This is a genomic window from Kitasatospora sp. NPDC001539 (assembly GCF_040298565.1).
In the GTDB taxonomy this organism is placed as follows: domain Bacteria; phylum Actinomycetota; class Actinomycetes; order Streptomycetales; family Streptomycetaceae; genus Kitasatospora.
This window is the reverse complement of record NZ_JBEPAK010000010.1, coordinates 32,414-51,845: the sequence shown is the minus strand read 5'-3', so window position 1 is coordinate 51,845 and position 19,432 is coordinate 32,414. Positions and strand designations below refer to the sequence as shown.

At 74.4% G+C, this 19,432-nt stretch carries 21 protein-coding genes; 10 read left to right on the top strand and 11 right to left on the bottom strand.

Going from position 1 to position 19,432, the window contains the following annotated elements; translation table 11 throughout:
- Position 1: 1 nt before the first annotated feature.
- Positions 2 to 775: an acetate uptake transporter gene (locus ABT247_RS04115; protein WP_350737565.1), complete on the bottom strand. Its 774-nt coding sequence runs from the start codon at positions 773 to 775 to the stop codon at positions 2 to 4.
- Between the two features lie 369 nt (positions 776 to 1,144).
- On the opposite strand from ABT247_RS04115, the gene ABT247_RS04110 reads away from it, so the two are divergent.
- Positions 1,145 to 1,537, top strand: coding sequence for a hypothetical protein (locus ABT247_RS04110; protein WP_350737562.1), 393 nt, complete (start codon positions 1,145 to 1,147; stop codon positions 1,535 to 1,537).
- Positions 1,538 to 1,637: 100 nt separating this feature from the next.
- On the opposite strand, the gene ABT247_RS04105 is transcribed toward ABT247_RS04110, so the two are convergent.
- Both ABT247_RS04105 and ABT247_RS04100 read right to left on the bottom strand, forming a co-directional pair.
- Entirely contained in the window at positions 1,638 to 1,787 is a 150-nt protein-coding gene (locus ABT247_RS04105; protein WP_350737559.1) for a hypothetical protein, read from the bottom strand.
- Between the two features lie 6 nt (positions 1,788 to 1,793).
- On the bottom strand, positions 1,794 to 2,420 hold the full coding sequence (locus ABT247_RS04100) for a class I SAM-dependent methyltransferase (RefSeq protein ID WP_350737556.1): 627 nt from the start codon (positions 2,418 to 2,420) through the stop codon (positions 1,794 to 1,796).
- Between the two features lie 405 nt (positions 2,421 to 2,825).
- Between ABT247_RS04100 and ABT247_RS04095 the strand changes: the two genes are divergently transcribed.
- A complete protein-coding gene (locus ABT247_RS04095; protein ID WP_350737553.1) occupies positions 2,826 to 4,151 on the top strand; it encodes a M1 family metallopeptidase in 1,326 nt (441 codons plus the stop codon).
- A gap of 141 nt (positions 4,152 to 4,292) precedes the next feature.
- Here the strand turns inward: ABT247_RS04095 and ABT247_RS04090 are convergent, their stop codons facing one another.
- Together ABT247_RS04090 and ABT247_RS04085 are read right to left on the bottom strand one after the other, a co-directional pair.
- Positions 4,293 to 5,036, bottom strand: coding sequence for a class I SAM-dependent methyltransferase (locus tag ABT247_RS04090; RefSeq protein ID WP_350737550.1), 744 nt, complete (start codon positions 5,034 to 5,036; stop codon positions 4,293 to 4,295).
- A 224-nt stretch (positions 5,037 to 5,260) separates the two neighbouring features.
- On the bottom strand, positions 5,261 to 5,743 hold the full coding sequence (locus tag ABT247_RS04085) for a MarR family winged helix-turn-helix transcriptional regulator (protein WP_350737547.1): 483 nt from the start codon (positions 5,741 to 5,743) through the stop codon (positions 5,261 to 5,263).
- A 41-nt stretch (positions 5,744 to 5,784) separates the two neighbouring features.
- Here ABT247_RS04085 and ABT247_RS04080 point away from each other — a divergent pair, with 41 nt between their 5' ends.
- The gene (locus tag ABT247_RS04080; protein WP_350737545.1) at positions 5,785 to 6,732 is read left to right on the top strand and encodes an alpha/beta hydrolase; all 948 of its coding nucleotides are present in this window, start codon (positions 5,785 to 5,787) and stop codon (positions 6,730 to 6,732) included.
- Between the two features lie 88 nt (positions 6,733 to 6,820).
- On the opposite strand, the gene ABT247_RS04075 is transcribed toward ABT247_RS04080, so the two are convergent.
- Together ABT247_RS04075 and ABT247_RS04070 are read right to left on the bottom strand one after the other, a co-directional pair.
- Positions 6,821 to 7,528, bottom strand: a complete 708-nt coding sequence (locus ABT247_RS04075; RefSeq protein ID WP_350737542.1) for a B3/B4 domain-containing protein — start codon at positions 7,526 to 7,528, stop codon at positions 6,821 to 6,823.
- 163 nt (positions 7,529 to 7,691) lie between these two features.
- Positions 7,692 to 8,528: an EamA family transporter gene (locus tag ABT247_RS04070; RefSeq protein WP_350737539.1), complete on the bottom strand. Its 837-nt coding sequence runs from the start codon at positions 8,526 to 8,528 to the stop codon at positions 7,692 to 7,694.
- A gap of 120 nt (positions 8,529 to 8,648) precedes the next feature.
- On the opposite strand from ABT247_RS04070, the gene ABT247_RS04065 reads away from it, so the two are divergent.
- A complete protein-coding gene (locus tag ABT247_RS04065) occupies positions 8,649 to 9,233 on the top strand; it encodes a helix-turn-helix domain-containing protein (RefSeq protein ID WP_350737536.1) in 585 nt (194 codons plus the stop codon).
- A gap of 120 nt (positions 9,234 to 9,353) precedes the next feature.
- Here ABT247_RS04065 and ABT247_RS04060 read toward each other — a convergent pair whose 3' ends face one another.
- Positions 9,354 to 10,331, bottom strand: coding sequence for an alpha/beta fold hydrolase (locus ABT247_RS04060; protein WP_350737533.1), 978 nt, complete (start codon positions 10,329 to 10,331; stop codon positions 9,354 to 9,356).
- Between the two features lie 228 nt (positions 10,332 to 10,559).
- Between ABT247_RS04060 and ABT247_RS04055 the strand changes: the two genes are divergently transcribed.
- The gene (locus ABT247_RS04055; RefSeq protein ID WP_350737530.1) at positions 10,560 to 11,153 is read left to right on the top strand and encodes a helix-turn-helix domain-containing protein; all 594 of its coding nucleotides are present in this window, start codon (positions 10,560 to 10,562) and stop codon (positions 11,151 to 11,153) included.
- A gap of 64 nt (positions 11,154 to 11,217) precedes the next feature.
- Complete coding sequence (locus ABT247_RS04050) at positions 11,218 to 12,537, top strand: MFS transporter (RefSeq protein WP_502892377.1); 1,320 nt, start codon at positions 11,218 to 11,220, stop codon at positions 12,535 to 12,537.
- Positions 12,538 to 12,613: 76 nt separating this feature from the next.
- Here ABT247_RS04050 and ABT247_RS04045 read toward each other — a convergent pair whose 3' ends face one another.
- The 3 genes from ABT247_RS04045 to ABT247_RS04035 form a co-directional block, all read right to left on the bottom strand.
- Positions 12,614 to 13,477, bottom strand: coding sequence for a 2OG-Fe dioxygenase family protein (locus ABT247_RS04045; RefSeq protein ID WP_350737524.1), 864 nt, complete (start codon positions 13,475 to 13,477; stop codon positions 12,614 to 12,616).
- An 86-nt stretch (positions 13,478 to 13,563) separates the two neighbouring features.
- Entirely contained in the window at positions 13,564 to 14,850 is a 1,287-nt protein-coding gene (locus ABT247_RS04040; protein ID WP_350737521.1) for a carboxylate-amine ligase, read from the bottom strand.
- A 49-nt stretch (positions 14,851 to 14,899) separates the two neighbouring features.
- On the bottom strand, positions 14,900 to 15,055 hold the full coding sequence (locus ABT247_RS04035; protein WP_350737518.1) for a DUF6131 family protein: 156 nt from the start codon (positions 15,053 to 15,055) through the stop codon (positions 14,900 to 14,902).
- A gap of 467 nt (positions 15,056 to 15,522) precedes the next feature.
- Here ABT247_RS04035 and ABT247_RS04030 point away from each other — a divergent pair, with 467 nt between their 5' ends.
- From ABT247_RS04030 to ABT247_RS04015, 4 genes are all read left to right on the top strand, one after another.
- Positions 15,523 to 15,942: a YciI family protein gene (locus tag ABT247_RS04030; protein WP_350737515.1), complete on the top strand. Its 420-nt coding sequence runs from the start codon at positions 15,523 to 15,525 to the stop codon at positions 15,940 to 15,942.
- Positions 15,915 to 17,249 (top strand): RNA polymerase sigma factor, encoded by a 1,335-nt coding sequence (locus tag ABT247_RS04025; RefSeq protein WP_350737608.1) that lies wholly within the window; start codon positions 15,915 to 15,917, stop codon positions 17,247 to 17,249. Before ABT247_RS04030 ends, ABT247_RS04025 begins: the two co-directional genes overlap by 28 nt.
- A gap of 131 nt (positions 17,250 to 17,380) precedes the next feature.
- A complete protein-coding gene (locus ABT247_RS04020; RefSeq protein WP_350737512.1) occupies positions 17,381 to 18,778 on the top strand; it encodes a pyridoxal phosphate-dependent decarboxylase family protein in 1,398 nt (465 codons plus the stop codon).
- Between the two features lie 180 nt (positions 18,779 to 18,958).
- Positions 18,959 to 19,387, top strand: coding sequence for a PPOX class F420-dependent oxidoreductase (locus ABT247_RS04015; RefSeq protein ID WP_350737509.1), 429 nt, complete (start codon positions 18,959 to 18,961; stop codon positions 19,385 to 19,387).
- The last annotated feature ends 45 nt before the right edge of the window (positions 19,388 to 19,432 follow it).

The following is a 19,432-nucleotide window of genomic DNA, read 5'->3' as shown; positions in this document are numbered from 1 at the left end:
GCTACTCCCCGGGGCGGTCCGGGAATCCTCTGGCCTCCCCGAACCCGGGGTCCGAAGGCCCGGCGGGCGGAACGGAACCGCCCGGCGGGACGGTACCGGCCGGAGGAGCGGTACCGCCCGGACCGGCGGGCGCAGCGGCGCCGCCGAGCGGCCACACCGGGAGGACGGTCCGTTTGAAGGTGCCGTTGGTGACGGTCGCGAAGGAGGCGTACCAGGCGATCAGGGCGGTGAGCAGCCCCAGCCAGCCCCCGGCCTTGGTGCAGCCGTCGGACTGGGCGAAAGCACCGATGGTCAGCAGCAGGAAGGTCAGGGTCAGACTCACGAACACCGCGAGCACCGCTGCCGTCGTCCGCAGGGCGGCGATCGTCATGTAGGCCGTGAAGATCGTCCAGGCCAACAGGAACAGGCCCGTCGCCTGGTAGAGCTGGTGGGCGTGGAGCAGGTGCGGGACCACGGCCTGCACGAAGCCCCAGTACGCCAGCCAGAAGGCGCCGAAGGAGGCGAAGGCGGTGGCCGCGAAGGTGTTGCCGCGCCGGAACTCCCACATTCCTGCCAGCAGTTGGACGATGCCTCCGTAGAACAGGGCCAGCGGCAGCACCACGGCCGCCACGGACTCGTTGATCAGGCCCGCGTTGAACCAGCTCAGCACGAACGTGGTCATCGCGAAGGCCCCGAGGCCGAGGGCACCCGGATCGGCGACGGTGCTGGGGGCCGGCGGGGCCGGCGGTCTGGGAGGAAGTACGGACCCTGGATCGGTCCGGCCGGGAACTGCCACGATGACTCCTCTCCACGGCGTGCCGGCCGCAGCCGCCCGCCCGTGCCCGACGTCGGACACGGCGCCGAACGGGATGCGGTGTGTTCCGGGCACCCGCTGATCGGCGGTGGTGCTGCCGGCCGGAAGGCTCCGCGGCGCGGCAGCCCGTCGCACCGAGCGCGCCTTTCCGGTCCGCACCCGCTCAAACGGCCGGCGGGGCGCCTTCGGGGCCGAGGCCTCCGGCACGCTCGACGTGCGCTGATCGGTGCGCCCTTGGATCCGCTTTTCGGCCCGCTCTTCGGCCCGCTCTTCGGCCCGTTGATCGGCGCACTCTTCGGTGCGCCGGGCCGCGCTCTGGTGCGTCCGACCCGTGGCGGCCACAATGCGGGCATGCGGACACGGCGCGTGGCGGGCCTGCTGGGTTCGGTCGTGGCGGCCCTGGCGCCGTCGGGGTGCGGTGGACCTCCCTCGGCGCCGCCCTCCGTGGCGGCCGCGCCGTCCTCCGCCGACCGGGTGACCGACTGCGTGCTGAGCGTCCTGCCCTGGTTGCGGACCTACCTGGACGGCGGCACCGATCCCGGCGACTACCAGGAGATGGGCCTCTCCAACGCCCAGGGCGGTGCACTCCGGGAGCTCCAACGGCAGGCCACCGCCGTGAGGGCCCGCGGTCCCCTGCCCTCCGGCTGGGCCGCCACGGAGGTCCGCCGTGCCTGCGACTCGATCGTCGCCGCCTCGGCCACGCCGACCGCCACGACCAGCACGAGGCCGCCCGGCTGGCCGTGACGGGCCGCCCCACCCCGTCCGGTGCACCCGGGCCCCGGGGCAGGGCGGACGAGGCCGGGGTCGGCGGGGTCAGGCCCGGCGGGGTCAGGCCTGGGCGGGGTCAGGCCTGGGCGCGGCGCACGATGAGCATGTCCTGGGTGTGGCCGATCGCGTAGCTGCCGTCGGGCTGGGTGAAGTGCTCGCGCACGTAGGAGGTGAGGGCCGCGCGGGTGGGCCGGGCGTCGAGGGTCGCGAGGTCGGCGACGTTCACCATGAACTAGGCGACGTCGACGGCCTCGCCGAGGTGGGGCGTGCGGTAGTGGAGGGCGAGGGTCTCCAGGGCGTAGTCGTGGGCGGGGTGCGCGGTGCGGAGGCGGTCGAGGAGGGGCCGCAGGTCGTAGCGGGCGCCGGTGAAGTGCTCGGCCATCCGCATGCACGGGCTGTCGGGGTTCTGCAGCACGACCAGCAGGGCGCCCCCGGGAGCCGTCCAGTCCAGGGCCCTGGAGACGGTGGAGAGCCAGTCGCCTTCCGGGACGTAGTAGAGCACGTGGGAGAGGTGCACCAGGTCGGCCGGCTCGGGCGGCCGGGCCCGGTCGATCGGCTCCGGGAGGACGAGCGCCTCGGGGCAGGCGGCGCGGAGCTTCTCCCGCATGGCCGCGCTGGGCTCGACGGCGATCACGCGGTCGAAGGACCGGGCCAGGTGGGCGGTGGTGCGGCCCTCGCCGGCGCCCAGGTCGAGCAGGACCCGGCGCTGCGGGAGTGCGGCCGCGATCTCGCTCAGCCGGGCGTGGGTGCGGGGCTTCTCGTCGGTACCGGCGAGGAAGAGTTCGAAGGCCCGGCGGTAGTCGGCGCCCGAGACGTCGAGTACGCGGACCGGAACGGTGTCGGTGGTCGTCGGCTCCATCGGGGAGCGTCTCCTGTGGTGTGTGCGGGGGCTCGGAAGGGGAGCCGCGGGCGGAGGGCTCGCGGCGGAGGTGGTGCGGGACGGCCGAGCGGTGCGGTCTCAGCGGCCGCTCCCTTGCACCGCGGTACGGCTTCCCTCGTTGCACCGCGGCGCGGCCGTCCCCATTGCACCGCGGCGCGGCCGTCCCCATTGCACCGCGGCGCGGCCCCGACCGGACGCAGGGACGTTCCTGCCCGGGTGTCGCCGCCGCCCCGCCGCCCGCCGGTCCGTCAACTCCGGCATCCCAGTTTTCACCTGGGCGGGTGGTTAGGTCGGGCCACCCCCTCACCGGTGGACCCGCGTCGTCGGACCCGCCTGGTACGAAGGCGGAGCGAAACGATCCCCATCCGGAAAGGAGTCCACGGCATGCGACGCCTGCTCCGCCTGTTCGCCCTCCTCGCCGTGCTCCTCACGGTCGCCGCCGCACCGCCCGGCCACGACGGCGCCGATCCGCCGCGCACCCCCGGCGCGCCCGCCTACACCGTCGAGCTGCGCAGCGACGCCACCGGCGCGCACTGGCGCGGCCGCGAGCGGATCGCTTTCAGCAACGCCTCGGCCGAACCGCTGCGCGAGGTGTACCTGCGGCTCTGGGGCAACGCGCACGGCGGCTGCGCCGCGCCGCCCGTCCGGGTGTCCGGCCTGGACGGCCCGTACTCCGTCGGCTGCACCGCGCTGCGCGTCGCCCTGCCCCGGCCGCTGCCGCAGGGTGCCTCCGGCAGCGTGGCGTTCGACCTGGCCGTCGACGTCCCGGACCGCGTCGACCGCTTCGGCCGCGACGGTGCCTTCAGCTTCCTCGGCAACGCCCTGCCCGTCCTCGCCGTCCACGACGGGGAGGGCTGGCACCTGGACCCGTACAGCGACCTCGGTGAGTCCTTCTACGCGCTGGCGTCCGACTTCGCCGTCACCCTGGACCATCCCGCCGACCTGCTGGTCCCCGCCACCGGCACCGCCGTCGACGCACCCGGCGAGCCGGGCCGTACGCTCACCCGGGCCACGGCCCGCCGGGTACGAAGGTTCGCCTGGGCCGCCGGGCCGTTCCGTCGCATGACGGGCCGCTCGGCCGACGGCGTCCGGATCGCCGTCTACGCGGCCGCGGGCATCCGCGCCGAGGACGCCCGCGCGATGCTCGACCTCTCCCTGCGGACGGTCGACGCCCACTCCAGAAGCTACGGGGCCTACCCGTACGGCGAGCTGGCCCTGGTCCTGGACGACGCCTTCGACTTCGGCGGCATGGAGTACCCGGCCTTCGTCCTCGACCGGATCAGGCCATCCGCCGTCATCCATGAGCTGGCGCACCAGTGGTGGTACGGCATCGTGGGCGACGACCAGTACCGCGCGCCCTGGCTGGACGAGTCCTTCGCCGAGTACGCCATGGACCTCGCCCTCGGCGACTTCGGCGAGGGCTGCACCGCCGCCACGCCCTGGCGGTCCGCCGAGGAACGCCTCACCAATGCGATGAGCTACTGGGACGCCCACCCCGACCGCTACGAAGCGGTCGTCTACGACCGCGGCTCCTGCGCCCTGCACGAACTCCGCCGTCTGATCGGGGCCGGGACGATGGCCGCCCTGCTCCACGACTACGCGGGCGCCCACTGGTTCGGCGTCTCGACCACCGCCGACTTCAAGGCCGCCGCCCAGGCCGCGACCTCCGTCGACCTGAGCGCCTTCTGGCACGAGCACCGGCTCGACTGAACCACCGCCGGAGGAGCCGGCGCGCCCCTTCCGGCCCGGAGTCCGCCGAAGGCGCCGGGCCGGGCGCAGCCGGCGTGCCCCCTGTCCGCACGGCCGGGTGCGGCTCGCCCCCCCTGGGCGGGAGGCGAGCCGGGAAGGGCCTCAGGCGCGGCAGCGCAGCAGTTCCAGCGGCGGGCTCGCGAGGAGGTCCGCCCAGAATTCCTCGCCGTACTCGCGGACACCGGCCTCGGACACCTGCAGCGGCACCCACTCCAGCTCGCCGAACCCGGCGGCCCGCAGGGACTCCTCGTAGACCTCGCGGCGCGGAACCACGCCGAGGATGCTGATGGGCTGCGGGTCGAGGAGCGCCGTGACCCGCACCCGCGGGCCGATCTCGATCTCCTCGCCGGTCGGCTCGCAGCGGAACCCGTACTTCTCGAGGGAGGCGCAGTCGAACCGGTAGTCGGGCTTCTGGGCGAACACGAAGAGCTCCCCACCGGGCACCAGGTTGCGGTGGATGTTGCGACACATCCGTTCGAGCTCCGCGCGGGACTGCGCGTAGTTGAGGCACTGGACCGCCAGCGCGATGTCGAACCGCCGGTCGAGCGGCGCGAGTTCGGCCACGTCACCGACCTCGTAGCGCGCCCCCAGGGGTTCCCGCCGCTCGAACTCCCGGGCGACGGCGATCATTTCACCGGAGATGTCGACGCCGAGCACCTCCTTGGCTCCGCGCCGCATGAACTCCCTGCTGTAGAAGCCGGTGCCGCACGCCAGGTCGAGGACGGACTTCCCGCTCACGTCCCCGACCAGGCCCAGGAAGCTGGGCACTTCCCCGTACCGGATCAACGGCAGCGACTTGAACCCCTCGAACGCCTCACCGATCTCGTCGTACTGCTGCGCGCCCATGCGCCGCCCCTCCCGTGTCGTCATCCTGTGGACGGCCGCCGCCCCCCGTTCCGAACGTGCTGATGGGCGGCGGCCGTGGCGGAAAGTCTCCCGCCCCCGGCCCGGCCGCCGTACTGGCAGATGACACAAAGAACTCGGCCGGCGCCCCGGGGCGGGTGCCCGCCATCGCCCAATCCCCGGACGACGCGCGGCCTGTCGGAACGTCAGGTCACCCCGCCCCCCCGTCAGCCGATCGGCGTGCCCACCTGGTCGCGTTCGAGCGCGGACCGCAGGGCCGAGAGGGCCTGTGCGACCGCCGACAGTGAGGGCCCGTCGAGATTGCCGCCGAGCAGCTCGGCCAGCCCACCGGTGAAGGTCCGCTCCGCTTCTTCGACGAGCCGCGCGCCGTCGTCGGTCAGGGCCAGCAGCGAGGACCGGCGGTCCGAGGGGTTCGGCCGGCGGGCGACCCACCCCTGCTTCTCCAGCCGGTCGATGCCCTTGCTCGTCGCCCCGACGCCGATGGCGAACTCGCCGGCCAGGTCCGCCACCCGGCACCCGGGGTGGTCACGCAGGTAGCTCAGGAACTCGTACTGGGAGGTGACGATCCCGTGCCCGTCCCGCAGGCGGTCGTTGAGCGCGTTGTACACGCGCGTCTCGCAGCGGACCAGGTCGGCGAAGACCTTGGCGAGCTCGCCCGCATGCCGATCGCCACCCGATGTATATTCCATGGCATATAGTGTACCGGAAGCTACTTGCGAGGAGTGTGCCCATGAGCAGGGACCAGCGCATACGCATCGACCGGCTTCTGCGGCAGCCGCACCCCCAGGGCCCCCAGTCGGTCGAGCAGATCCGGGCGGGCTTCCGGGAGTTGATGGCGCAGATGATCGTGCCCCACGACCGCATCCGGACCGCACCGACGACGCTCGGCGACCGGCCCGCCCTGCGCGTCGAACCGAACCCCGGACCGCAGGCGGGGACGGACGGCCCGGGCTCCGGAACGATCCTGTACTTCCACGGCGGCGCCTGGGTCTTCGGCTCCCCCGAGACCGCCCTCTCGCTCACCGGCAACCTCGTGGCCAGGACCGGCTTCGGCGCGTACTCGCTGGACTACCGGCTCGCCCCCGAACACCCCTTCCCCGCCGCGATCGAGGACTGCGTGGCCGCCTACCGTGCCCTCCTCGACAGCGGCGCGGACCCCTCGGCCCTCGTGTTCGCCGGGGACTCCGCCGGCGGCGGCCTGGCCGTCACCACCTGCCTGGCCGCCCGGGACGCGGGCCTACCGCTGCCCGCCGCGATCCTGGCCTTCTCCCCCGGGCTGGACGCGACCCGGACCGGCGAGAGCATGGACACCAAGGAGGGCATCGACCCCATCTTCACCCGCGCGGCGCTCGACCACACCGGAGCCATGTACCTCGCCGGAGCGGACCCGCACCAGCCGCTGCTCAGCCCGGCCGTCCTCGCCGACCTGACCGGCTTCCCCCCGATGCTGATCCAGGTCGGCTCCAACGAGGTGCTGCTGGACGACTCCACTCGCCTGGCCGCGCGGGCGAGGGCCGCGGGCGTGGACGTCATCCTCGACGTCACGGCCGACGTGCCGCACGTGTTCCAGGCGTTCGCCGGCGTCCTCGACGAGGCGGACGAGGCGCTGGACCGTGCCGCCCTCTTCCTGCGTCAGCGGATCCGCGCCGGAGCCGCCGCGCGGACCTCGGGCGCGTAGGGCGGGCCGAACGGCGCGCAGGACCGAACGGCGCGCAGGGCCGAACGGCATCGCGCCCGCCGGAGCGTACGGCCCACCGGCCCGACGCTCAGACGAGGACGTCCGGGTGCTCCGGGCCGAGGAACTGCACCCCCACCCGGTCCGCGTGGGGGTCGAGCAGGCCCCGCAGTTCCTCGGCGGCCGCGTCGAGCAGGTGCCCGTCCCGGGTGGCCCGGACGGTTTCCAGCAGGAAGAGGACGCGGGCGGACTCCTCGGTGACGCGGGTGCGGTGGGCGTCGCGGTGGTTCCAGTGGCGGGTCAGCACGCCGTCGCCGTCCGCGTAGACGACCTCGCCCGGCGCGGGGTGTTCGACGGTGCCGGGCTCCCCGAGCGGGGTGAAGGCCTCGCCGCCGTCAGCGTGGCGGATGGTGATGTCACCGATGACGCGGTCCAGGTCGAAGGCGCCGGCGGGCAGGCCGTGCCGGACGGAGACGGCGTTGTAGGAGTCGACGGCGGGGCCGATGCGGGGCAGGGTGCCGCGCTTGACGAGGCGTCGGCCGAGGGCGTCGACGCTGGGGCGGCTGCGACGGGGATTGGTGCCGAAGGAGCGGTAGGCGGCGTGCCAGGCCTCGATGCGCGGGTCGGTCTCGTCGGCGGGTCGCCGGCTGCCGTCGGCGAGCCCTCGCTCCAGTTCGGCGAGTGCGGCGTCGGTGCCGGGCCAGGGCTCCTGGCCGCGCAGGCCCGTGGCGGTGAGCACGGCGATGCGGGTGTCGGGGAAGGCGTGGGCGACGGCGGGGTCGAGCCGGAGGCGGGGCATGGGCGGTCCTTTCCTGTGGTGGTGGGGGGCGTGCCGTGGTCGCCGGAGGTGATCGGCGGCCCGGCGCGGCGGCGGTACCGGCTTCCGGCAGCGCCGGGGTTCGGCGGCGCCCGCCTTCGGCGGCTCGGGCCGGCGCCGCAAGGCTGACCGCGAGGGCGGCGGCTCAGGCCAGGGCCAGGAGGCTGACCGCGAGGGCGGCGGCGCCGAGCCCGAGGACCTGGCCGCGGTGGATGCGCTCGGCGAGCACGCCGCGGGCGAGCAGCACGGTACCGGCCGGGTAGAGCGCCGTGATCACGGCGACGACCGTGAGGTCCCCGCTGCGCACGGCGAGCAGGAACAGCAGGTTCGCCACCGAGTCCAGTACTCCGGCGGCGGCCGACATCGCGTACGCGGGCCGCTCCGCGCCCAGCCTGCGGCGCATCGCCCCGGCCGCGGCCAGGGTGACCGCGGAGGAGACCGCACGGCCCACGATCAGCGGCGCCACGCCGCTGCCGGTCGGCGCCTGGTGCAGGCAGACCAGCTGGAGGGCGATGGCGGCGCCCGCGCCGAAGGCGAGCAGCAGGGCGGTGCGCGAGGGGCGCGCCGCGCCGGCACCCTGGCCGGCGCTCACCAGGACGATCGCCACCAGGGCGAGCGGCAGGCCGATCACTCCGGCAGCGCCGAGGTGCTCGCCCTGCAGCAGTCCCACGGCGACCGGCAGCGCGGCGGAGACCAGGGCCGTCACGGGGGACAGCACGTTCATCGGTCCGATCGCCAGGGTGCGGTAGAGCAGCGCGAAGGCGGCGGCGGAGGCGACACCCGAGGCGGCGCCCCAGCCGAGCGCTCCCGCGCCGAACGAGGCGCCGAGTAAGGGCCACAGCAGCAGTTCGACGGCGAGGCTGGCCGGGGCGGCGATGAGCACGGTCCGCAGCACGTGGGCCTTGCGGGCCCCGAGACCGCCGAGGAAGTCGGCGCACCCGTAGGCGAGGGAGCTGCCGAGGGCAAGGAGCAGAGCGATCACGTGGTACATCCCTCGCGGACTTACAATGGAACGACCACAACGTACATCAAACCGACCGTCGCGTGCCAACGAACCGACCGGGCGGTGCACTAGAGTGGTCCGAGTGAGGATGGTGATCAGGTGACCGAGACGGCCGAAGCACTGCGGACGGTCGCGCACAACGTCCGGGCCGCCCGCGTCCGCGCGGGGCTGTCGCTGGAAGAGCTCAGCCGACGCGCCCAGGTCAGCAAGGGCGCCCTGGTCGGTTTGGAGAAGGCCCAGGGCAACCCCAACCTGGCCACCCTGGTGCGCCTCGCTGACACCCTGGGCATCTCGGTGTCCGCGCTGATGCAGGGCCGACCCGAGGGCCGCGTGCGCGTCGTCGCGGCCGACGCCGTCGCACCCCTGTGGACGGGGGAGCACGGCGGTGAGGCCCGGCTGATGCTGACCACCTCCGGCCCGGCCCCGGTCGAGGTGTGGCGCTGGCAGCTGGAACCGGGCGAGGAGTACCCGAGCCACCCGCACCAGGCCGGCGTCGTGGAGACGGTCAGCGTCACCTCCGGCCGGATGACCCTGGTCGTCGACGGCACCGAACACGCCGTCGAGGCCGGCCAGACCGCCACCTTCGACGGCGACGCCCCGCACACCTACCGCGGCGCCGGATCCGGGCCCTGCCACCTGATCATGACCGTCCACCTGCCACCGGGCCCCGCCACCACGGCCTGACCCGCGGGATCCCCCCTCGACGCCGGGCGCCGCGCTCCTCCCCCTCGCCGGGCCCGGCATCGCCGTGCGGCGAGGGGGCGCACGGCCCCACCGCACAGGACGGCCCGCACACCGCGGCGCTCAGCCCCGAAGCGCGTCGAGCCACTCGACCAGCAGCCGGTTGACGTCGTCGGCCCGCTCCTGCTGGATCCAGTGGCCGCAGCCCTCGAGGAGGTGGCAGCCGGTCAGCCCCGGCAGGGTGTCGGGGTAGGCCGCGATCGCGTCGGCCAGCCAGGTGGTGGAGGCGTCCTGGGTGCCGCCGACGAACAGCGCCGGCTGGGTGACGGGGGCACCGTGGTAGGCCATGAGGTCCTCCCAGTCCCGGTCCATGTTCCGGTAGCGGTTCAGCGCCCCGGTCAGGCCGGTCCGCTCGAACTCCCCGGCGTAGAAGTCCAGATCACTTTCGCTGAGCCACCCCGGCAGCGGTCCGGAGGGGAAGCGCTCGCGCAGCGTGCCGCCGGTGGCGACGAAGTGCGGGTCCGGGGAGCCGGGCGCCGGCATGGTGTCGGCCGACAGTGCCGCGTAGAAGCCCGCGAGCCAGCCTCGGACGTCCGGCTCGATCTCGGCCTCCGCGCGCCCCCGCTGCTGGAAGTAGGAGACGTAGAACTCCTCCTCCCCGCCCAGCCCGGCGAACACCTCGCCGGGTCGCGGACCGCCACGCGGAGCGTAGGGGACGCTGAGCAGCCCCACCGCGCTGAACACCTCCGGGTGGAGCAGCGCGCTGTCGGCGGCGATCGTCGCTCCCCAGTCATGGCCCACCACCACCGCCGACGCCTCGCCGAGCGCGCGCACCACGGCGACGTTGTCCTCGACCAGCTCACGCATCCGGTAGGCCGCCGGGTCGGCGGGCCTGGAGGAGCGGCCGTAGCCGCGCACATCGAGGGCGACCGCGCGGTACCCGGCCGCGGCGAGGGCGGGGAGCTGGTGGCGCCAGGAGTACCAGGACTCCGGGAAGCCGTGCACCAGCAGCACCAACGGCCCGGAGCCCTGCTCCACCAGATGGATCCGCCGGCCGCCGGTGGAGACCAGTCGGTGGGTGAGTGCGTCCTGCTGCGGCATGCGTCCTCCGAGGTTTCGACCCGGCGCGCGCGGGAAGCGGCGCCACCTGCCCGCACTGCGGGCTCCGCCCACGATCCTGGGCGAGCACCCGCCAGGAGGCCCAGCCGATTTGCTGTTCCGGCAAAGCCCCTGACCCCGGGTCACCTCCCTTCCTTCCGGAAACGCCCACCCACCGGCAGGTGGGAAATTTTTATTGCGAAATTTTCCTTTCACACCTACGGTGGCCGCATGCCTCAGCACCCCGAACCCGAGCGAATCACCGACCTGTCCCGCCTGAAGGCATTCACCAACCCGTTGCGCATGCAGCTGTACCGCCTGCTCTACGCCGCGGGCACCGCCACCGCCTCCCAGCTCGCCGAGCAGGTCGATCAGGTGCCCTCCCTGGTCAGCTACCACCTGCGCAAGCTCGCCGAGCACGGATTCATCACCGAGGCGCCCGCCCAGAGCGCCGACGGTCGGGAGCGGTGGTGGCAGGTCGCGTCGGAGGCGGGCTGGGGCTTCCGCGAGTCGGACCTCTCCGCCACGCCAGAGGGCGCGGCCGCCGTCAGCGCGGTCACCCGCGGCCTGGCCGACAATCGCGTCGCGCAGTACCGCGCCTACCTCGACCAGAGCTCCGCCTGGGGCGAACAGTGGACTGACGCGGCCTTCGGCACCGAGTGGATGCTCGACCTCACCTCAGCCGAACTCGCCGAGCTGGCTGACGAATTGCAGGCGCTGTCGCGGCGCTGGCGGGATCGCGGGAAGGCCGCGCGGGCCGCCGGTGACACCGAAGGCCGAGAGCACGTGTCGGTTCACGTGTACGGCTTCCCCTTCCGCCCCTGACCCGGCTCCGCGCACCGCCACCGTCCGCCACCACCGCGCCGTCACCGACCAGTTGGAGCCCGCCTTGGCCACCGTGGAGACCGCACCGCCCCTGCTCCCCCCTGCCCCTGCCCCTGCCCCTGCCCCTGCCCATCGCGATGCCAACGTGCTGCGCTGGCTCACCGCCTACACGGCCTCGCTGGTCGGCGACAGCGTCTACTTCCTGGCCCTCGGCTGGTCCGCCCAGAAGACCGCCGGGCCCACCGAGGTCGGCATGGTGATGGCCGCGGGGGCGCTGCCCCGGGCGGTCCTGATGCTGGGTGGCGGCGTGGCCGCCGACCGGTTCGACCCCCGCCGGGTGATCCTCGGCAGCGACACCGTGCGCTGCCTGCTGATCCTCGCCGCCGCCGTTGCCGTGGCCGTCACGGCACCGGCACTCTGGCTGCTGGCCGCGGTGGCAGTGGTCTTCGGGGCGGTGGACGCCCTCTTCGTTCCCGCCGTCGGCGCCCTCCCGCCGCGCATCACCGGCGCGGACCAGCTGGCCCGGGTCGCCGGTCTGCGCTCGCTGGTGATGCGCGTCAGCCAGGTCGCCGGGCCGCCGCTCGGCGGCCTGGCCATGGGGCTCGGCGGTCCGGCCGTCGCCTTCGCCCTCGCGGGCCTGCTCTTCGCCGTCTCCCTACCGCTGCTGCTGACGGTGCGGATCCGCCGCCTTGATGCGCCGTCCGAGCGGTCCGAGCCGTCCGGTCCGTCCGGTCCGTCCGACCGCCGTGAGCAGCAGGCGCAGGGCGGGGTCGAGGCCCGGGGTGAGCTGTTGGACGGACTGCGCTACATCCGCCGCCATCCGCTGATCGGCCCGCTGGTCGCCGCCGGGGCCGTCAGCGAGCTCGGCCTGTCCGGCATCCTCAACGTGGGCTTGGTGCTGCTGAACGCCGAACGCGGCTGGGGCGCGTCAGGCTACGGCTGGATCGTCGCCTGCTTCGGCGCAGGTGCTGCCGCCGGGGCCGCGCTGGTCGCCGTCGTCGGCTGGCTCCCCCGGCCCGGTCTGACGATGGTGGCGACGCTGGCGGCGGGCAGCGTGGGTGCGGCCGCCATGGCGTCGGTTCCCAGCCTGGGGGCGGCCGCGCTGCTGGGCGCGCTCGTCGGGCTGGGCGCGGGCGTCTTCGGCAGCCTGGACAGTGCCCTGATCCAGACCGCCGCCGACCCGGCCTACCTCGGCCGGGTCACCTCCGTCGCGATGCTGACCATGGTCGGCCTCGCGCCCCTCAGCTACCCGGTGGTCGGCGCCGCCATCGGAGTCTGGGGCGCGGCGCCGGTCTTCGCCGGCTGCGGCGGCCTGGCCTGTCTCGGGGCGGCCCTCGCGTTCGCCTCGCGGGCGGTCCGCCGGGCCGAGCTGCCCCGGCGGTAGCGCCCGCAGCGGGTATCCGGCGAGGGCGGGGCGACCGGGCCGGTGGCCCGGTCCCCTGCCGCGCCGTCGGGTCGGGCTACAGCCCGGGTGTGTAGGGGGCGACGCCGACGATGAGGATGTCGCGCCGGCCCTCGGGGCCGTCGTCCCCGAGTCGGACCGGGCCGACGTAGTGGCTGACCCGGCAGTCGTGCACGCCGTACCCGTCCAGCGGGTCGCTCAGGACGAAGCGGTCGTGGACGGCCTCGGGGGGCAGTGCGTCGGGTTGCCGGCCGGCGCTCTCTGGGGTGGCGATGACGTTCTCGCCGCCCTCGATGTTCCGCCGTCCGACGAGGTGGGCGAAGGTGAAGGTCGCCGGTGAACCACCGTCCTGGTGGAGGCAGTTCGGCGAGGACACCGCTACCTGGTCCCGGTCCCGGACGCCGAGCGCGATCAGGTGGATGCCGACGTAGACGGGGACGCGGTGCAGGCCCTCCAGCCACAGGGCGTGCTCGAGGTCGGCCCGGATCAGTGCGTCGAGCAGCCGGTTGCCGTGCAGGGCGGTCGGGATGTCGGGCAGCCGACGGCGCACCCTCGGGTACTCGGGGTTGTGCTCGTCCTGCCAGTACTCGGTGACGGTGCCGAACTCGTCGTCGGGCGCGCCGGGGATGTAGGACAGTTCACCGGTCCAGGGCAGGTAGACGGCGTGGGAGTAGCGGCGGAACCGGTTGGTCTCCTTGGCGTACGGGTCCGGGGGCAGGTCGTCGTAGGCGCCGGCGAGCCGCGCGAAGTCGTCCGCCATGGCCTCGAGGTCGACGCCGAGGTCGGCGGCGCCCAGCCGGGCGTAGCCGTCGCGGCGCACCCGTACGGCCTGTTCGACCGTCGGGGGCTCGGGCGGCCGGTCGGCGGTGCCGGGCGCACCGGTGGCGGCCGGCCGGCCGTCTGAGTCCAGGATCGTGTCCATCGGCTCCTCCTCCTGAGTTCACGGGCGGCCGTCGGCGGGGTCCGTTCCCCGCTCGGCTCCGGTCGCGCCCCTTCAACCTGGCACGCCTACGGCGGTGGCGCCGCCGCGTGATCCGCCGTGCGGGCGGTGTCGGGGGCGGTCATGCCGGCCGCCAGGTCGTCCACGACGGCCGGCAGACCGCCCGAACGGTAGGCGGCGCGCTGGCGGTGGGCGCCGCTGCCCCGGGCAGCCAGCCGGTCGAGGAAGGCGTCGACCCGTTCCAGGTCGCCGTATTCCTCCAGGGCCGCACCGATGTGCGCCACCAGCCGCCGGGCGCGCTCGGGAGCCGGCAGTCTCCGGCCGGAGAGCGCGTCCACGCCCTCCCCCGGCCAGCCGTCCCGGGTGGCGTACCAGTACGCGCCCCGCAGTACCTCGCCGCCAAGCCGCGGGCCCTTGTCACCCTGCTCGGCGAGGCGGGCGGAGGTCACCACCAGGCCCCGCACGACGGCCGCCAGCGCCACGGAGTCGGCGGCGTCGGCCGGGACGTCCATGCAGCGCACCTCCAGGGTGGGCAGGCAGGGGTGGGGGCGGGTGTCCCAGAACGGCAGCTCGGCGAAGGACATGCCCCCGACGTCCGCCATGGCCGTGGCGACCTGCCGGTAGCCGTCGAAGGAGTCGACCCACGGCGGCGGCCCGAGGCTCGGGAAGCGCAGGCGCAGCACCGACCGCCAGCTGGCGTACCGCGTGTCCCGTCCGGCGTGGAAGGGCGAGTTGGCGCTCATCTCGACCAGCAACGGCAGCCAGGGCCGCAGGTGGTTCCCGGCCAGGGCCGCGACCTCGCGGTCGGGCAGGTGGACGTGGACGTGCAGCGCGCTGACGGCGAAGTCGTCCATCATCGTGCGGAACAGGTCCACGCCCTCGCGGTACCTGGGGTGGTCGCCCACGGGGACCGCACCGGCGCCGCCGCCGATCACGGGCGTCCCGCTCGGGCACACCCTCAGGTTCGCGGTGGCGGCGCAGGCGGCCAGCTCCCGGCGCAACCGGGCCAGTTGGGCGGACAGCTCGTCCATGGTGGTGCAGGGTGTCGTCCGCACCTCGATCTGGAGATCGGTGAACTCCCCCGACACCGACGCGCCGAGCACACCGGCGGCCCGGGCGGCGAGCTGCGGACCGGCCGGCACCACGGCGCGGGTGCCGGCGTCCACGAGGAAGTACTCCTCCTCGACTCCGACCGTCGGCGGGCCCCCCTCGGGCTCGCGCTCCTCGGGCGTGCGGTCCTGGGGCATGCGGTCCTGGGGCTTGCGGTCCTCGGGCTCCGCGCCGTCCGGGGTCGCGAACGGCCCGGGCCGCAGGGCCCGGGTCGCCGCGTTCACGGTCCGGGTGTTGTCCGTCACCGCGGACCCGCCATCGGCCGGACGGGACCGGTCGGAAGCACCGGACCGGTCAGTAGTAGTGGCGACGTCCACCGACAGCGTGTCCCAGAGCGCCCGCGATCCAGAGGATGAGGCCGATGACGAGCAGGACGATGCCTATGGTCCACAGGATCGAGATCCCGGTGACGAAGCCGATGATGAGCAGGATGACGCCGACGACGATCACGGTGCCCTCCGGGTTGGTTGACGGGACGGCTGTCGAAACGGGGCGGTGGACCGGTCCGGCGTCCGGGGCCGTCCCCTGAAGTGGGACCGTCCGTCCTTCGGCTCCACCCGAGACACGCGTCTACCGCCGTTCGGGCGGGCCAAACCTCGTGGGCGCCCGGTTTCCCCGCGGAAGCGACCGGCGCGCCCGGACCGGATGCGCACGGCGCGGCACGGCACCGCTCCCTCGCGTGCACGACGCAGCACCGCACCGCGTCCTCGCGTGCGCCACGCAGTGTCCACCGCGTCCTCGCGTGCACGACGCAGCACCCACCGCGGGGCACCGGCCTGACCTGGCACTCCAAGGCGTCCGGGGCACCCGTGAAAAAAAATTCCTGCGAATCCGTCCCTCGTGTCGATCCCGGGCTGGTCCCGTTCGACCTAGGTCTGAGAGGGTCGAGAAACGGCCCCTGATCGAGGAGAGCGAAGATGGCCAAGTACATGCTGATCATGCGCGGCACGGACGAGTCCGTCGCGAAGATGATGGAGACGCCCTTCGAGGAGATGCTCGAAACGGTCGGCCGCTTCAACGAGGAGCTGATCCGGGCGGGCGTGCTCGTCGCCGCGGAGGGGCTGGACGATCCGTCCCAGGGCGTGGTGGTCGACTTCAGCGGGGAGACCCCGGTGGTCACCGACGGGCCGTACGGTGAGACGAAGGAGCTGTTCGGCGGCTTCTACCTGATCGACGTCGCCTCGAAGGAGGAGGCGGTCGAGTGGGCCAAGCGGCTCCCGGCCGTCCCGGGTTCGAAGTGCGAGGTCCGCCGTGTGCCGGGCATCGACGAGTTCCCCCAGGACAACGAGTGGATCGTCAAGGAGCGGGCCTGGCGCGAGCGGACCGGCCAGCTGTGACGTCCGGTGTCCCCGACGGCCCGCCGGTCGCCGAGTCGGCGCGGCGGGCCGTCGAGGCCGTCTGGCGGATCGAGTCCGCCCGGATCGTGGGCGCGCTGGCCCGCTACACCGGGGACTTCGCGCTCGCCGAGGACGTCGCCCAGGAGGCGCTGGCGGAGGCGCTGGTGTCCTGGTCCCGGGACGGCGCCCCCGCCAGCCCCGTGGGGTGGCTGCTGGCGACCGCACGGCGGCGGGCCGTCGACGCCTTCCGCCGCAGGTCGGCGCTGGACGAGCGGTACGCGGCGCTCGCGGGCCCGCTGGTCGAGGGTGAGTTCAGCTCGGGCGCGGCGGCCGCGCCCGAGCGGCCGGAGGACGACCTGCCGTTCGACCCCGACCGGGTCGACGACGACGTCCTCGCGCTCATGTTCACCGCCTGCCACCCGGTGCTCTCGCCCGAGGCCCGGGTCGCGCTCACTCTGCGCGTGGTGGGAGGCCTGTCCAGCGAGGAGGTCGCCCGGGCGTTCCTGGTGCCGGTGCCGACCGTCCAGGCCCGGATCACCCGGGCGAAGAAGACGCTCGCCGCGGCCCACGTCCCCTTCGAGCTGCCGCCGCCCGAGGAGCGGCGCGAGCGACTCGGCGCCGTGCTGAGCGTGCTGTACGTGATCTTCACGGAGGGGTCGACGGCGACGACCGGCGACCGCCTGCTGCGCCCGGACCTCGCCTACGAGGCCGTCCGGCTGGCCCGGATGCTGGCAGCGCTGCTGCCCGCCGACCCGGAGGTGCACGGGCAGCTCGCGCTGTTCGAACTCACGGCCGCGCGCTTCCCCGCCCGGACGGGGCCGGACGGCGAGCCGGTCCTGCTGGAGGACCAGGACCGGAGGCTGTGGGACGGGTCGGCGATCCGGCGCGGTCTGGCTGCGCTCGGCCGGGCCTCGGCCCTGCGGCGGGGGCTCGGCCCGTACGGTCTGCAGGCCGCCATCGCCGCCTGCCACGCCGTGGCGCCCTCCGTGCGGGAGACCGACTGGGAGCGCGTCGTGCTCCTCTACGAGGCGCTCGGCCGGGTGGCCCCCTCGCCGGTGGTGGAGCTCAACCGGGCGGTGGCCGTGGCGATGGCGAGCGGTCCGCAGGAGGCGTTGAGCCTGGTGGACGACCTGGTCGCCGCCGGCCGGCTGTCGGGCTCGCACCTGCTGCCGACCGTGCGCGGCGAGCTGCTGGTCCGGCTCGGCCGCACCGTCGAGGCCAGGGCCGAGCTGGAGCTGGCCGCCCGCCTGTGCGGCAATGCGCGGGAGCGGTCGGTGCTGCTGCGCAAGGCGTCCGCGCTGGAGTGAGGTCGGCGCCGGTCCCGCCCCCGGCGGTCGGCGCACCTCCTCCGACCAGGCCACTCGGGTCGGATTGGCCCGCGACACCGTCTCTCCGTCCCGCTACCGTCGGGCTGACGTCCGATCAACGGAGAAGCCCCATGCACCCCGAACTCGCCGCCGACCTGGCCCACTTGCCCGCCCTGCTGGAGGAGACCCGACGGCAGGCCGCCGCGTTCCTCGCCGGCCTCGCCGACCGCCCGGTCGTCCCCCGGCACCCGGATCCGCCGACACCGGCCCAGCCGCTTCCCGAGGAGGGCGAGGGCCTGCGAGCCGCCCTGGCGGCGTTCGGCGAACGCTGGCAGCCCCGGCTGTCGGCAGGCGCCGGCCCGCGCTACTTCGGCTTCGTCACGGGCGGCGCGACTCCGGCCGCGCTGGCGGGCGACTGGCTGACCTCCACCGCCGACCAGAACTCCAACTCCTCGCTGGATCCGGCCGGTCAGCACCTGGAGGCGGAGACCGTCGGCTGGCTGCGCGACCTGTTCGGCCTCTCCCCCGCGCACGACGGGACCTTCGTCAGCGGTGCGACCATGTCCAACACCGTCGGTCTGGCGATCGCCCGGGAGTGGCTCGGCGAGCGGCTCGGCGTGGACGTGGCCGAGGACGGGGCCGCCGCGCTGGGCCGGGTGCGGGTGCTGTCGGGCAGCGCGCACTCCAGCGTGTCCAAGGCGCTGAGCGTGCTGGGCCTGGGCCGCCGGGCACTGACCGCCGTGCCCACCCTGCCCGGCCGCGAGGCCGTGGACGTCGCCGCGCTGGAGCGGGCACTCGCCGAGGCCGAAGGCCCGTGCGTCGTGGTGGCGAACGCGGGCACCGTGAACACCGTCGACTTCGACGACCTGACCGCGATCGCGGCCCTCCGGGACCGTCACGACTTCTGGCTGCACGTGGACGCCGCCTTCGGCGCCTTCGCGGCCCTCGTGCCGGAGCACGCCGGGCTGGTGGCCGGCCTGGACCTCGCCGACTCGGTCTGCGTGGACCTCCACAAGTGGCTCAACGTCCCCTACGACAGCGCCGTGCAGTTCACCCGCCGCCGCGACCTCCAGGCGAAGGTCTTCCGGAACGCCGCCGCCTACCTCGGCCCCCTCGGCGAGCACCCGGACCTCGTCCACCTCACCCCGGAGAACTCGCACCGACTGCGCGCGCTCGCCGCCTGGTTCACCCTGCGCGCCTACGGCCGGGCCGGGCACCGGGAGATCGTGGAACGCTGCGTCACCGGCGCCCGCGCGCTCGGCGAGGCCGTCGACGCGACCGACGGCCTGCGCCTGCTCGCCCCGGTCCGGCTCAACGTGGTCTGCTTCACGCTGGCCGAGGACCCCACCCCGGAGCGGCTCGCCGCGCTCGCGGCCGAGGTCTCCGACGAGGCCTTCCTGACGCCCACCCGCTACGGCGGGCAGGCCGCCCTGCGCGCGGCCTTCAGCAACTGGCGCACCACGGACGCGGACGTGCGCCGCACCGCGACCGCGCTGTCCGGCGCCGTCCGGAAGCTGGCGCCGAACTGACCGCGGCGAGCGGCGTGTTGCGGATGCGCCCCGTCGCCGTGGAGACTCCTGGGCGTGTCGGTCACACGCGGGGCGACGGGGCGGCGCGGCGGACGTCCGCCGTCCGCCGCGCGCACCCGCTGCGCAACACACCTGCCACCCCTTGACCTTGACACCGGTGTGAAGCCCGATGATGGTCCCATGACCACCACTGCTTACGACCCGTACGCGCTCCTCGCCCAGAGCCGCCTGGGCATCCTCGCCACCATCAAGGCGGACGGCCGTCCCCAACTCTCCCCCGTCATGCCCTACTACGACCGGGAGGCGAACGCGATCCTGATCTCCACCCGGGAGGGGCTCGCCAAGACGGCGAACCTGCGCCGGGATCCGCGGGTCAGCCTGGAGGTCACCGGACCGGACGGCCGTTCCTGGGCGACCGCCGAGGGCGTCGCCACCCTCACCGGCCCGGGCACCGACCCGCACGGGCCCGAGGTCGAGGCGCTGGTGGACTACTACCGCCGGGCCGCCGGGGAGCACCCGGACTGGGCGGAGTACCGCCAGGCGATGGTCGCGGACCGCCGGGTGCTGCTCACCATCCCCGTGGACCACGTGTACGGGACCACCATCTGAGGACGGGCCGAAGCGGGGCTGGACCGGGGGTCGGTCCGGGCGCTG

What these genes read in the sequence shown, in the direction of transcription:
- ABT247_RS04095 (WP_350737553.1), top strand. Translation starts at nt 2,826, where the DNA reads ATGCGACGCCTGCTCCGCCTGTTCGCCCTCCTCGCCGTGCTCCTCACG.
- ABT247_RS04015 (WP_350737509.1), top strand. Translation starts at nt 18,959, where the DNA reads ATGACCACCACTGCTTACGACCCGTACGCGCTCCTCGCCCAGAGCCGC.
- ABT247_RS04045 (WP_350737524.1), bottom strand. Translation starts at nt 13,477, where the DNA reads ATGGACACGATCCTGGACTCAGACGGCCGGCCGGCCGCCACCGGTGCG.
- ABT247_RS04090 (WP_350737550.1), bottom strand. Translation starts at nt 5,036, where the DNA reads ATGGGCGCGCAGCAGTACGACGAGATCGGTGAGGCGTTCGAGGGGTTC.
- ABT247_RS04055 (WP_350737530.1), top strand. Translation starts at nt 10,560, where the DNA reads ATGCCTCAGCACCCCGAACCCGAGCGAATCACCGACCTGTCCCGCCTG.
- ABT247_RS04110 (WP_350737562.1), top strand. Translation starts at nt 1,145, where the DNA reads ATGCGGACACGGCGCGTGGCGGGCCTGCTGGGTTCGGTCGTGGCGGCC.
- ABT247_RS04020 (WP_350737512.1), top strand. Translation starts at nt 17,381, where the DNA reads ATGCACCCCGAACTCGCCGCCGACCTGGCCCACTTGCCCGCCCTGCTG.
- ABT247_RS04075 (WP_350737542.1), bottom strand. Translation starts at nt 7,528, where the DNA reads ATGCCCCGCCTCCGGCTCGACCCCGCCGTCGCCCACGCCTTCCCCGAC.
- ABT247_RS04100 (WP_350737556.1), bottom strand. Translation starts at nt 2,420, where the DNA reads ATGGAGCCGACGACCACCGACACCGTTCCGGTCCGCGTACTCGACGTC.
- ABT247_RS04080 (WP_350737545.1), top strand. Translation starts at nt 5,785, where the DNA reads ATGAGCAGGGACCAGCGCATACGCATCGACCGGCTTCTGCGGCAGCCG.
- ABT247_RS04085 (WP_350737547.1), bottom strand. Translation starts at nt 5,743, where the DNA reads ATGGAATATACATCGGGTGGCGATCGGCATGCGGGCGAGCTCGCCAAG.
- ABT247_RS04060 (WP_350737533.1), bottom strand. Translation starts at nt 10,331, where the DNA reads ATGCCGCAGCAGGACGCACTCACCCACCGACTGGTCTCCACCGGCGGC.
- ABT247_RS04030 (WP_350737515.1), top strand. Translation starts at nt 15,523, where the DNA reads ATGGCCAAGTACATGCTGATCATGCGCGGCACGGACGAGTCCGTCGCG.